Source organism: Vibrio sp. 1078-1, from assembly GCF_033340475.1.
In genome coordinates this window covers 643,825-656,541 of sequence record NZ_JAWOWM010000001.1, presented here as the reverse complement: position 1 = coordinate 656,541, position 12,717 = coordinate 643,825, and the positions used below count along the sequence as shown (strand labels likewise).

The 12,717-nt window shown below is 43.6% G+C and carries 14 protein-coding genes; 7 read left to right on the top strand and 7 right to left on the bottom strand.

Translation table 11 applies throughout. The features are described 5' to 3' along the window. The first annotated feature begins 23 nt into the window (after positions 1-23). Positions 24-1,718 carry a phospho-sugar mutase gene (locus R7190_RS02920; RefSeq protein ID WP_186585187.1) on the top strand — a complete coding sequence of 565 codons (1,695 nt, stop codon included), beginning with the start codon at positions 24-26 and terminating at the stop codon, positions 1,716-1,718. Between the two features lie 99 nt (positions 1,719-1,817). On the opposite strand, the gene R7190_RS02915 is transcribed toward R7190_RS02920, so the two are convergent. Further along, positions 1,818-2,240, bottom strand: a complete 423-nt coding sequence (locus R7190_RS02915) for a GNAT family N-acetyltransferase (RefSeq protein WP_053307844.1) — start codon at positions 2,238-2,240, stop codon at positions 1,818-1,820. A gap of 79 nt (positions 2,241-2,319) precedes the next feature. Then, on the bottom strand, positions 2,320-2,952 hold the full coding sequence (locus tag R7190_RS02910; RefSeq protein ID WP_005375522.1) for a LysE family translocator: 633 nt from the start codon (positions 2,950-2,952) through the stop codon (positions 2,320-2,322). Between the two features lie 229 nt (positions 2,953-3,181). On the opposite strand from R7190_RS02910, the gene R7190_RS02905 reads away from it, so the two are divergent. The 3 genes from R7190_RS02905 (at position 3,182) to R7190_RS02895 (ending at position 5,110) form a co-directional block, all read left to right on the top strand. After that, on the top strand, positions 3,182-4,009 hold the full coding sequence (locus R7190_RS02905) for an AraC family transcriptional regulator (RefSeq protein ID WP_005385198.1): 828 nt from the start codon (positions 3,182-3,184) through the stop codon (positions 4,007-4,009). A gap of 79 nt (positions 4,010-4,088) precedes the next feature. Further along, complete coding sequence (locus R7190_RS02900) at positions 4,089-4,799, top strand: AzlC family ABC transporter permease (RefSeq protein ID WP_005375526.1); 711 nt, start codon at positions 4,089-4,091, stop codon at positions 4,797-4,799. Next, positions 4,799-5,110, top strand: coding sequence for an AzlD domain-containing protein (locus R7190_RS02895; RefSeq protein WP_005385193.1), 312 nt, complete (start codon positions 4,799-4,801; stop codon positions 5,108-5,110). Before R7190_RS02900 ends, R7190_RS02895 begins: the two co-directional genes overlap by 1 nt. Here the strand turns inward: R7190_RS02895 and R7190_RS02890 are convergent. Together R7190_RS02890 and R7190_RS02885 are read right to left on the bottom strand one after the other, a co-directional pair. Further along, positions 5,107-5,721, bottom strand: coding sequence for a fumarylacetoacetate hydrolase family protein (locus tag R7190_RS02890; RefSeq protein WP_017635857.1), 615 nt, complete (start codon positions 5,719-5,721; stop codon positions 5,107-5,109). The genes R7190_RS02895 and R7190_RS02890 overlap by 4 nt on opposite strands. A gap of 220 nt (positions 5,722-5,941) precedes the next feature. Next, positions 5,942-7,000, bottom strand: a complete 1,059-nt coding sequence (locus tag R7190_RS02885) for a porin (RefSeq protein WP_017821605.1) — start codon at positions 6,998-7,000, stop codon at positions 5,942-5,944. Between the two features lie 609 nt (positions 7,001-7,609). On the opposite strand from R7190_RS02885, the gene R7190_RS02880 reads away from it, so the two are divergent. The 3 genes from R7190_RS02880 to R7190_RS02870 all read left to right on the top strand — a co-directional run bounded on the left by R7190_RS02880 (position 7,610) and on the right by R7190_RS02870 (position 10,561). Then, positions 7,610-8,581 carry a porin gene (locus R7190_RS02880; protein ID WP_005375535.1) on the top strand — a complete coding sequence of 324 codons (972 nt, stop codon included), beginning with the start codon at positions 7,610-7,612 and terminating at the stop codon, positions 8,579-8,581. Between the two features lie 464 nt (positions 8,582-9,045). Further along, positions 9,046-9,903: a DMT family transporter gene (locus R7190_RS02875; RefSeq protein WP_005375542.1), complete on the top strand. Its 858-nt coding sequence runs from the start codon at positions 9,046-9,048 to the stop codon at positions 9,901-9,903. 43 nt (positions 9,904-9,946) lie between these two features. Then, entirely contained in the window at positions 9,947-10,561 is a 615-nt protein-coding gene (locus tag R7190_RS02870) for a glutaredoxin domain-containing protein (protein WP_005385185.1), read from the top strand. Positions 10,562-10,688: 127 nt separating this feature from the next. On the opposite strand, the gene R7190_RS02865 is transcribed toward R7190_RS02870, so the two are convergent. From R7190_RS02865 to R7190_RS02855, 3 genes are all read right to left on the bottom strand, one after another. Continuing rightward, positions 10,689-10,823 (bottom strand): hypothetical protein, encoded by a 135-nt coding sequence (locus R7190_RS02865; RefSeq protein WP_017635854.1) that lies wholly within the window; start codon positions 10,821-10,823, stop codon positions 10,689-10,691. Positions 10,824-10,956: 133 nt separating this feature from the next. Then, on the bottom strand, positions 10,957-11,304 hold the full coding sequence (locus tag R7190_RS02860; RefSeq protein WP_005375501.1) for a hypothetical protein: 348 nt from the start codon (positions 11,302-11,304) through the stop codon (positions 10,957-10,959). A gap of 176 nt (positions 11,305-11,480) precedes the next feature. Next, positions 11,481-12,674: a multidrug effflux MFS transporter gene (locus R7190_RS02855; protein ID WP_017821607.1), complete on the bottom strand. Its 1,194-nt coding sequence runs from the start codon at positions 12,672-12,674 to the stop codon at positions 11,481-11,483. Positions 12,675-12,717 lie beyond the last annotated feature (43 nt).

Genomic DNA, 12,717 nt, shown 5'->3' with positions numbered 1-12,717 from the left:
CCCCCTACTAAGGAATGACTGATATGACAGCACTAATTACGCAATGGCTAGAACGAGACCCTGATCCTAAGACTCGTGAAGAGCTACAACACCTCGTCGATACGAACAATGAACAAGAACTTACTGATCGCTTTGGCTCACGCCTTGCCTTTGGTACTGCAGGCTTACGTGGCAAAGTGGGCGCAGGTCCAAACCGAATGAACCGCTTGGTGATTCAAGAGACCGCCACTGGTTTAGGAAACTATTTGCTTGAGCAAGTCAAAGATGCCGCGAGTCGTGGTGTCGTTATTGGCTACGACGGTCGTCCCGATTCAAAACAATTCGCGCATGATACCGCATCCGTACTGACGGCCCTTGGTATCAAGGTTTACCTAACGTATGACGTTGCAGCAACCCCAATTGTTGCGTTTGGTGTCCGTACATTGAATGCTGCGGCCGCTGTTGTTGTTACTGCCAGCCACAATCCACCAGAATACAATGGCTTCAAAGTATATTGGGAAAATGGCGCACAGATTATTCCTCCACACGACTCTGGAATCGCAGCGAAAATTGATGACGCAACAACGAAGCCATTACCTTTAATGTCTCTCGATGATGCAAAACAGCACGGTTTGTTAGTTTGGTTGGAAGACGACTACTACCAAACTTACCGTAAGACAATGAATGAAAACGCGCTGCTTACTCCTGACAACAATACCGATATATCTATTGCTTACACCGCAATGCATGGCGTTGGCGCGAATATGGCGGAAACGCTACTTGTCGACGCAGGCTTCCAAAAAGTGGCAAGTGTTAAGGAACAGCGCGAACCTGACGGAAGCTTCCCAACCGTCAACTTCCCAAACCCTGAAGAAGCCGGTGCAATGGATATGGTGATGGCATTAGGTAAGTCCGTAGATGCAGATATCGCTTGCGCTAACGATCCAGATGCAGACCGTTTTGCCGTGGCAGTTAGACGCCCAGATGGCGAGTATCAGATGTTAACCGGCGACCAAGTGGGCTCACTATTTGGCGATTACTTGCTGGAACAGCAACCTAACGCTTTGGTTGGCAACACCATCGTATCCTCAAGAATGCTGAGCAGCATCGCTAAGGCGCATGGCGCACAATACTATCAAACATTAACTGGCTTTAAATGGCTTACTAATGTTGCCATGGAACAAGAGACAGAAGTCAACCCATTCTTGTTTGCTTATGAGGAAGCGCTCGGTTATACCGTGGGTAACAAGGTGTGGGATAAAGATGGTTTATCTGCAATCGTCGCGTTTTCACAGCTAACAGGCAAGCTTAAAGCGCAAGGCAAAACACTGTGGGATAAACTGGAAGAGCTGTACCGCGAGCACGGTTTCTACTTCAACGCGCAACGCAGCATCGCTCTCGACCCGAACTCTCCACCAATCGGCGACAAACTCCGAGCAAATCCACCAACAGAGATTGCTGGTAAAAAAGTTGCAGTAACCGAAGATCTTAAAACATCGGTTCGCATGTTTGACGACGGCTCTGAAGAATCCATTGACTTACCAGCAAGTGACGTATTGATTTATCACCTAGAAGATCAATCACGCGTGATTGTTCGTCCTTCTGGTACTGAGCCAAAACTAAAATGTTACTACGAAGTCATCAACCTCTTCCCTGCGGATATGAGCTATGAACAAGCACAGCAAGCAGCAGAAGCGAAGATGAACGAACTTATCGACGCGCACCAGCAAAGTTTGTAAGTCAAAGAGAAACATAGATATTTTATACAACAAGAGGCGCAAATTCGCGCCTCTTTTTTTGATTTTAACTAGAACAAGTCAAGCTAACCCGTGCTTTCCCTAGCCTACAATTTCCTTTTGTAGAAAGTACTTGTGGATGCCCTCTGCAGGATAGCCTGAGTACTGCCCCACTTTCTCAAAACCTAATTTGATATAGAACTCAAGAGCTTGAAAGCTGTAGGTATCCAAATAAACATGGGTAACCCCATGAGGCTTTACTTTTTGTTCTAGCATCGACATTAATTGGCTACCGAGACCAGAGGTTCGACTTTCAGCGTCTACCCACAAAAACTCAACAAACACCGTATTTTTAAACATTTCGCCAGTCAAGCCACCCATGATCTTGCCATTCTCATCTTTTGCGAAACAGCCTACAGCATGCACTTCCCCTTCTGGTAAATGCAGTCGGTTATAAGATCGAATACCTTCACGAACAAAATCAAGGTCTGTTTGATCTGGATTTAAACAAAATTCAAGCTTCATATACCCTCTCCTTAGGAAACACCAATATCCTAAAACAAAAAGCCAGCAATTGCTGGCTTTCTGATGGAATATGATAACTTTACAAGGCGAAACTACTCAGCATCCACAACGCCAGAATAACAAACACTAACCCCATTAGTTTATGTTGATACGTGCGGAATTTTTCGTTCTCGAGCAGCCCTTTGCCCAATGTGCCTGCTAACCCAACAAGTAATAAATTGAATGACAAGCCAAGAACGTTCAACAATAACCCTAGCGCTAGCATCTGCTCACCGGAAGATGCAGTGATATTGCTTGAGACAAACTGAGGCAAAAACATCACAAAAAAGACCAAGGCTTTAGGGTTAAGCAAATTACTCATCAAAGCACGCTGATAATAAGTTGATGCCATTTTGTTTTGACCATCAAGCTCTGGAGCCGAAGATGCCTCAGCTCGTAAGCAGTCCCAACCCATTTTTAACAAGTAAGCGCCACCTAATAGATGAAGGACTTTAAGGGCTATTGGGCTCATGGCAATCAGGGTAGATACGCCCATCGCAGCAAGCAAAGTAAGAATAACACCAGACGTCGCATTGCCTAAGCTAGCAAAAAGACCGACCTTCTTACCGTAACTCATACTTGAGCTAGCTATCAGCAACATATCAGGCCCTGGTAAGAGCAATAAGGCGACAACTGCGGTGAGATAAACAGGAAGTACAGATAAATCAATCATGATGGAACCGCTTTTCTACAACAAGGCGGCGAATGTTATACCAACAAAATGACATCATCCAGCCCAAAATAGCCAAGATAAATCAAAAAATAAAAATCATAGTTTGCCCAGCCGAAAAATAGCAATCAATTCGCCTGTTTATCAAAATCGAATAGCAATTTTGTACAAAAATAAGCACGATGGATCCGTTACACTTCTAAAATGATTTTCTTGAGCAGACCGGATAAAGATGAAAGAAAAGAATAAGGAAATCGCTACCTTCAAGATAGCTCAAGAGCTCGGAGGTTTAGAGCTTCTCGATGCAAAGTATGAGAAGCAGAATTTTTCACGCCATAGCCACGAAGGTTACACTATTGGTGTCATCGAAAAAGGGGCACAACAATTTTTTAGGACGGGCGGGAATCATATCGCGCCACAGGACAGCATCATCCTTGTTAATGCAGATGAAGTACACAACGGGCATTCAGCCTCGGAAGGCGGCTGGGAATACAAAGCAATGTACCCCGTACCTCAGCAGTTTCAAACTTTAGGACAAGAGCTTGGCTCACCAAATGTAGCTCTGCCCTATTTCCCTCAACCTGTGGTTTACGATCCTGAGCTGGCTAGTCAGTTACGACTGGTATTTGAAACACTAGAAAAATCAGACAACCGTTTATTGAGAGAAACTTTGGTTTACGGCACGTTGATCAAGCTAGCCAGTAAACACAGCACTCATCGGGCACCACTGAAAGAGTCAACCAGAGCTCAGCGACAAGTGCAGCTCGTCAGAGAATTTTTGGAAGACTTTCCACAAACGGACGTCTCACTAGAAGAACTCGCGAAACTGTCTGGATTAAGCCCTTTTCATCTGCTGAGAGAGTTTCAAAAGCAATTTGGCTTTCCGCCTCATGCCTATCAAATTCAGCAACGTTTACGTATGGCGAAGAAGCTATTAAAAATGGGACAAAAAATTTCAGACGTGGCACAAGAATGCGGTTTCCATGATCAAAGCCATCTGCATCGACACTTTAAAAAAGCCATGGGCGTCACTCCCGGCCAATACGTCCGTCACAGCTAAAGCAGCAATATTGTACAAGGCGTTATGCGACTACCGAGCTATCTTGGTAATCTGATTTAGGAATAAATAAGAAGAAACTATGGACCACACTTTGCCGTTACAAAAAGAATCAAAAGCCACGCTATTTTGGCAAGGTACACTTGCGATGATGCCTCTGAGTATCGCAGTGCTCCCTTGGGGCTTACTCGCAGGCTCATTCGCAATTGATACTGGGCTTCACCCTTTGGAAGGACAAGCACTATCCGCCATTTTGTTCGCAGGTTCTGCACAGCTCGTCGCGATGGGAATGATTAAAACGGGAGCAGGTCTAGTGACCATGTTACTGACAACGTTTTTTATCACCTCTCGACACTTCCTCTACAGTGTATCGATGCGCAGTAAAATTGCACCGCTCCCTCTAAAATGGCGATTATCACTCGGCTTCTTACTTACTGACGAGCTGTTTGCGATTGTAGGCCACCATTCCGATAAACAATTTAATCGCTGGTATGCACTTGGGGCTGGTCTGAGTTTTTACCTGTTTTGGAATGTCGCGACATTGACGGGCATTATTGCGGGAAGTCTAATCCCTGAACTGAACGAAATGGGTTTGGAATTTGCTGTAGCCGCTACTTTTATCGCGATAGTAGTACCCACCATTAAAAATGCAGCGGTGCTCGCGAGTGTTATTGTGGCTTTGGTGAGCTCAGTTGCCCTAACCTATTATCAAATTGAGGGAAGTTTGATGATTTCGAGCATTTTAGCCATGCTTACTGGTTACTTTGTGGAACAAGTAAAGGAGAAACGCTAATGATCATGTTGGCTATTTTGCTGATGACGGTACTTGTTTTCACCAGCCGCTACTTGTTTTTAGAACCCAAGCTACCATTGCGATTAGGGACGCGCACTCAAAAAGTACTCAATTACGCTAGCCCCGCAGTACTGACTGCGATCTGGGCACCGATCGTTTTCATTCCCGATGGGGAGCTCAGCGTCAATGTGCAAAACCCATTTTTACTGGCTGCCGTACTGGCTGCTTTAATCGCGTATTTTACTAAAAATGTTCTTTTAACGACGGTTATCAGTATGGTGGTATTTCTCGTTCTACGAATTTGGCTTTAATCCGCCAACCACTCAATCTCCAACAAGGTGACATCGCCACACTTTAATCGACCAAGGAAGATGTCACCTTCATGTACCTCACCAACGCCCTTTGGTGTACCAGTCATCACTACATCGCCATCTTGAAGTGTTGTGTAACTGGTTAATTCATCCAGGATAGTTAGCGGCGGATAGAGCATTTGGTTAACGTGACCTTTTTGTACACGAACACAGTTGATTAAGAGCTCAAGGTTAAGATCATTGATATCAATGTTATCCAAAGAGACAAACCGACTAAACACAGCAGAGCCATCAAATGCCTTAGCACGCTCCCACGGCAACCCCTGATTTTTAAGCGAGGATTGCAAACCACGCTTGGTCAGATCCAATCCCAAACCAACCGCTGAATAACGTCCATCCTTGATCAAAAAGCAGATTTCAGCCTCATAATGAAGGGGCTCTTGATGGAATGAACGCAGAGTTGTTGATACGGAAGTTGCGGGTTTATTAAATACCACCATTTGCTCAGGCATTGCATTATTAAGCTCATGAATATGTTCAACGTAATTTCGTCCAACACAAAGCACTTTACCCACTTCTACTTTCTTTTCTTCAACTTGAATAACACTCATCATTCTTCCCTGCAAAACAAAAATCCCATCATAATCTAACCTATTGACTTAACGACACTAAATAGCAACCTCTAGTGTAAAAAATAAGACATTCACCCCGTTTTGAGTTTTGTATCATCTAATTGAAACAGCAAAGTATTTGTAAAACAAATAGACAAAAAAGCCAGCACGAGGCTGGCTTTAGATCAATGAGCTGAATAATAGTTCTCGCTAAATCCTATTATAGGTAGTAACGAGCACCTAACGCCCATTTGTCATCAGTTTCACGACCATTGTCGTCATTTAGGTCAAACTGGTAACCCGCGTAACCAACAAATTTAGGCGTGAAGTTGTATTCTGCTTGTAGTGCCATTTCTTCACGAGCAGTTTCTGTTTTAGAGTTCTTAAACTCTTTACCTTCCACCATCTCATAGTTAACACTCAAGTTTAGGCTGTTCGCCAGAGCGTATGCGATGATCGCCTCGTACGCATCACTTTCTTCTAAACGGTCACCTTTTGCACTGAAGTTCATGTTTTCGTTTGAACCATAAACTGCAGCAAGGAATAGGCCTTGGCCGTACGCACCGTAAGATGCTGATACAACGTGTGATTCCGCCGTGTGCTTACCTGCATATGCAGGGTGCTGGAAATCACCGCCATTGTAAGAGTAACCGATTTTAGCGCCCATGATTGAGTAAGAAAGCGCAGCTTGCACACGGTCATCGTATTTAGCACCGCCAGTTATAACTCCAGCATCGTTGCGCGTGTAATCATCGTTTGCACCCTGCCAACCAAGACCAAAGTTGATCACACCCGCTTCACCCAGCTCGATGGCATTACGGTAAGAAAGCATTTTATCCGCACGGCCAGTGCCAAGGTTTCCATGATCGTCATAGATGAAGTCGTTGGCAAACGCGATTGGCATATCTGCAATACCTGCGACATCGTAGTAAGGTGACCATTGCGTACCACCTACTGCACGACCATAAACCTCATGTGTTATACCTAAGTAACCTAGACGAGTTTTAAACGACTCTTCACCACCGTCTAAGTAGTTTAGCGCCCATTCACCACGTGCGTCTGCGGTGAAGCCATTACCCAAATCCTGTGTCGCAGAGATATTGATACGAGGAGAGTTAGTACCCACATCCGTGTCACCTTGCTCTGATCCATTTAAATTAACAGAAACGTGGCCGCCCATCGAAAATGTTGTGCCATCGTTATTATATAGTTCCACTGCAACTGCTTGAGTACCGAAGGTTGCTGCCGCGATTGCCGCTGCTAATAATTTTTTATTCATTTCTAAATCCATTACTTATTAGTTGGTTAGTCAGTTTTAGACCCGGCTTTGGTTCACTTTCGTAAAAACGAAATGATGAACAAAGAGAGGAATACAAAGGCTATCCGAGGCATCGTTTCCACCAGATTACTTTTACCTTTGTGTAACAACTGCCGACACTTTATTTGATTAGTTCCTGACAACCGAGTGAAAAGATCTCAGACAAAACCTAAAAAGCAATCGTTTACTTAGTCTTTAAGAAATCGAGAAATAAAAACCTTACAATAAGAAATGCTTTAGAGAGAGTTAGCTCACAAATAGCTGATGATTCGCTATTTTTAGGCCAAACTTCCCTGCCAAATTGAAATGTTTACTTACATTTAGGGTCAAGAAGCAATTCAGGAACTTTTTGAAAAAAACACAGTCTTTAACGGAGAGGAAAAAACCTCAAAAAAGATAAACCTTTCTTTTTATAAGTGGTATGAGAAGGGGAACTTATTCTTTCCAGCAATAAAAGTGCAATCAAATCATAACTTAACAGAAATCTATCTTTCATTTTCAGCCTTTACCTTAGCGTCATCAACACATCGGGCAAGAAAGCCCATCGATTACAACTAGGGTAATAAGAAAATGAAAAAGGCAGCACTAACTACTGCAATTCTTACAGCATTGGTATCAGCACCATCATTCGCAGCAACTGTATACAAAAACGACGGTACTGAATTAAAAGTTGGCGGCCGCGTTGAGTTTCGTGGTGACTTCATCGGTTCAGACGGTGCTGAAGTTGAAGGTTCCATGGAAGATAAAAGCCGTGCTCGTCTAAACCTAAAAGGTAAAACAGACATCGGCAACGGCCTTTCTGCTTTCGGTGTTTACGAAGCCGAACAAAAAACGGGCAAGAGTGAATTCAAAAACCGCTACATGTATGCAGGCGTCGACTCTGATATCGGTGCTTTCTCTGTAGGTCGTCAAGACATGGCTGCCGTCATCATCTCTGACATGACGGATATCACTGAATTCTCTGGTGTTCAGCAAGTTATTGATTCGTCTTCTGATAAGCAAGACAGCGTTTTCGCATACCGTGGTGCGTTTGATGCACTACAACTTCAAGCAACCTACCAAGCAAACTCTAGCGATAACGAAGATAAATACGGCATCTCTGGAATGTACTCACTACCAATGGGCCTCGACTTTGGTCTTGCATACTCTGGTGGCGATGTAGATAAAGATAACTCTGAAGATCAAATTCTAGGTGGTATCGCTTACTCGATGGACAACCTTTACCTAGCAGGTACTTATTCTCAAGGTTCCCTGACTGACTCTGAAGACTTTACGGCTTACGAGCTAGTCGCAAGCTACAAAGTAGCAAGCAAAGTGACACTTGCAGCTCTATACACAGCTCAAGAGAATGATCCAGACAACGGTTCAAAGTACGACACCGTTGAAGGTATCGAGCTTGTTGGTTACTACAAACTAAACAGCAACTTCCGTACTTACCTGTCTTACTACATCAACCAACTTGATGAAGCAAAAGATGCAACAACAGGTCTAGTAACAGAAGGCGAAGATACACTGCGCCTAGGCGTACGTTACGATTTCTAATTCACTCTTGTCCTAAGAGCGAGTCCACTTGGCCAGCACCTTTGCTGGCCATTTTTTATGTAACCCAACATAACTCGATAAGTTTTCACACTATCCAAGCATCGCTCAGCAATGAAAAACGACCGTAACGACGCCTACTTCTGCCCTCTTTTAATGCGATTGATCACTAAGTTAGTGCATTTCATCTAATCGACAACATAGAAAAACCAAAAAACCATTTAAAATCAAACACATAAAAGTTGGCACGTGTTCTGCAATGTTATTTATGCAAATGCATGGCAGCGTTTGTGCTTCTCGTTCTTTGTACCTGTTATAACAGGCACGTCCTTTGAATTGGTAATGTCGCCTCCCTCTGGGAGGCATTTTTTTATTGGCGCGAAAAACAATAGGACGTATGATCCCGCCACCTCTATCAAACTGGAATTTTTCAATTGAATCATCATCCTGTTCAAGGTGCGTCCTGGATGCTAACAGCTGGCTTGGCATTCGCCATAGTGAACAGCTTCGCCCAAATTGCTAGCATCAACTTTGGTGTCTCCTCCACCACATTTGCGTTATTCCAATATGCAATCGCCTTATTTGTTATTCTGCCCTACCTACGTACACTTGGGATTAGACGTTCTTTAAGAACCCAACACTTTGGCTGGCATGCATTCCGCATTTTTCTCTCTGTTATCGGGATTCAACTTTGGTTATGGGCTCTCGCTTACCCAGTTCCAATTTGGCAAGGTATTGCACTTCTCATGACCTCCCCGTTATTTGCCACAGTTGGTTCTGGCTTGTTACTCAAAGAAAAAGTAGGTACTGCACGCTGGCTCGCTACATTGACGGGGTTTGTTGGTGCCATGATCATTCTTGAGCCTTGGGCAGACTCATTTACATGGGCGACCCTGCTCCCTGTTGGCGCCGCATTTTTCTGGGCAGCGTATTCATTAATGGTTAAAAAAATGTCGGTAAACGATCCGCCATCAACCATGGTTGTCTATTTATTGCTGCTGATAACACCATTTAATATCTTGTTAGCGATACCGACGTTTACTATGCCAGATACGTGGACGATATGGGGTGTGCTTTTAGCCGCAGGTGCACTTACAGCACTCGCTCAATGGGCTATCGTTAAAGCATATGCAGTAGCAGACGCCTCATTTGTGCAACCATTTGATCACGCCAAACTGCCTTTGAATGTTGTTGCTGGTTGGTTGGTGTTTGGTTGGGTGCCACCTGGTCGTTTATGGTTAGGTGCTGCGATTATTATTGCATCTATTGCGTTTATTACGCATTGGGAAGCGAAAAAGACAAAGTTAGTTGAAAGAAAAATCTAATTTAAAAGTTCTATATTTTCAGGAAAGGAAATGAGGAACCCATATGAGTCAACCAATCAAAATTACACTGTATCGCTGGGCTGGTAGTTGGGGCCCATTCAAAGTCAATATTCCTTGTGGTGAATGTACATTAACCAAAGATATTTTAAAGGATACTTTTGAAAACGAATTAGCCGATGTGCCCGTTGAACTTGAAGTAAAAGATTGGTTATCGCACTGGTGGGAACCATTAAAAGCTGGTGCTTGGCATGCACCCATTCTTCTTGTCGAAGGGAAAGTTATCAGCCAAGGAGAAGCATTGAATCGGGGTGTACTTGTACAGTCTGTTATTGCTGAGTGGGTAAAACGCGATGAGCTAAAAGGCAACATTGTTTATGGTAAAGCAACTTGCCCTTACTGTGTCAAAGCCAAACAATTACTTGACGAGGCTGGCGTTCAGTATGAGTACCATGATGTAGTTAAAGACAGCGCCGCCTTATACCGTATGATTCCTGAAGTAAAAGCCATCATTGGCGAAAAAACACCGGTAACAGTGCCGCAAATCTGGTTAGATGGAAAATATATTGGAGGCGCTGACGATTTAGAAAAGTGGTTATCAGCAAAGGGGCTAGATAAAGTGCCTAACAATGTTGTGGAGATACCAAGCCAATCCGCGTAATTCTAGATTTAAATGTCATCAGTCTTTGAGTAGCGTTTTGCCAATGTTGTGCAATATGTTGGCTACTTACTAACAACAAAACAGAGAAAAGCAAAAAGCCCTGATTTTTCAATCAGGGCTTTTTAAATTATTTCGCCAGTTTTTTAATAACACGAGCAAAAACAGAAGCTTTTTTCTTCTTCGCTTTACCGTAAAGCGCTTTGTGCATCGCGTCTTTTGCAATCATCTGGCCAATATAAGCACCACCAAGTTCGTTACCCATGACCTTCTCCTGAATGTATTGACTTAACTATGTTGTAATTTTACACCACAATTAGATAAAAACAAGACTCCAGTCACATTTATTTTGTAATTAACTTTCAGTTTGATTTTCGTGGATTTCTTGAAATGAGCGTCTATCGCTTAGGTTGTTGGTATGTTTTTCCCGCTGCGACGTACGTATCTTTCTGTTTGATTTCAAAGAATGTTTCAAAGAACCACGCAGCAAACTTGATCAAGTGATCGCCTTCATTCATGACGTGCTCTACGTATTCTTGCTCTTCTCCGGACTCATCTTCTTGAGTGGTAATATGGTAAATACGTTTCTCACCATCAACTTCTGCAAGGCCAAACTGACCCGTTAGGGATTGCGCCGCTTGTGCAACTTCTTCTTCCTCACACGCCTTCAAGATTTCAAGTGCCTTTGGCATGCTTTCTTGCTGAGTAATTTCTTTTACCAGTGTTTCAAATTCGTTTTGTTGCATTCTTTCACCTAACGATTAGAGATCGGATAGCCATTGGGCAGAAATGTATTCCAAGCTTGAGAGAAGTATCAAGGTTCGCCCTCTTCCTTTCAAACCAAGTCATTCAGTATACACAACAGGCCTAGCTTAATTTAGCTGCGCATTTTAGAAAGCCGACCTTCTGGTTGCAAGTATATTCAGATGGAAGTTTCTGCTTGAACCGTCCCTTCTGGCACTTTACGAAATTGGCTTAGTACAAGAACAAAGCAAGAAAGTAACGCAATAAACAAATAAAACACCCCAAGCTGCTGCTGATTCGTAACCCATGAGTCTACTAAGTACCCACCAAACAAACCTGCTAAACACATTTGAATAGAGCCAGATAACGCAGAAACCGCGCCTGCCTGTTGCTTATGTGGCGAAAGTAGCAAACTGATCGATACTGGGAATGACATGCCTTGGGCAAAACTTAAACACGTGAATGCCGTCAGCAATGAAAATACACTGAAGGGGGTAACCAACAACATGAAGCCAGCAACAGCAACAATCGCGAAACTCATCAGCAAGATTTGCTGAGCTTTGTAACGAGCATTGATCAAATTCAGCACTAAGCTACCCGTCAGCAAACCAACTGACGGTATGATCATCAAAGAGCCGTAATCTGCCGCCGTTAATCCTAACTCTTGTTGCATTAAAAATGGATACAAGGAGAGCGTAACCAGAGCCGATAAATAACTAAGCCAGTTGTAGCTCGCACTACCAATCACTTGTGTATTCGTTAACAGACGCAAATAGTTCGCGCTTACTTCGCCTACTTTAAATTTTCTCTTCGGATAAGGCAGCGTTTCTGGCAGCACCAATAAACCAAGTGTAAAAATTGCCATTAAGTAAATCAGCACAAACACGAAGACAGCATGCCAACTCAGGTGAAAAGCGATCCAGCCACCAAACAGCGGAGCAATAATTGGCATCACTGAAGCAGTGACTGAAATATAAGATAGCGCTTTGGTTAGTTGCATACCGTCATAACTATCACGCAGTACTGACCGACCAAGTACCGAAGCGCTGCCCGCTCCTAGGCCTTGCAGTAACCGTCCCGCTTCAAGGGCAACAATGTTGTCCGAAAACGCGATGCAAATAACCGTACCAACTAAATATACACTTTGCCCCAGAATAAACACCGGCCGACGACCAATCGCATCAGACAATGGGCCGTAAAAAAGCTGAGAGATACCGAAGCCAACGAGAAATAGCGTGACGAGATTCTGAATCGAATGTTGCGGCAAATTCAAGTCATGACCAATCAATGGCAAAGAAGGAAGATAAATACTAACGCCAACTTGGCCTGTGGCAATGATCATCATCGCTAATAACAATGGTGTTTTACGCAAACGTTCCTCCTACTTTGTGACAGATTGATGGCAAACAGTGTAT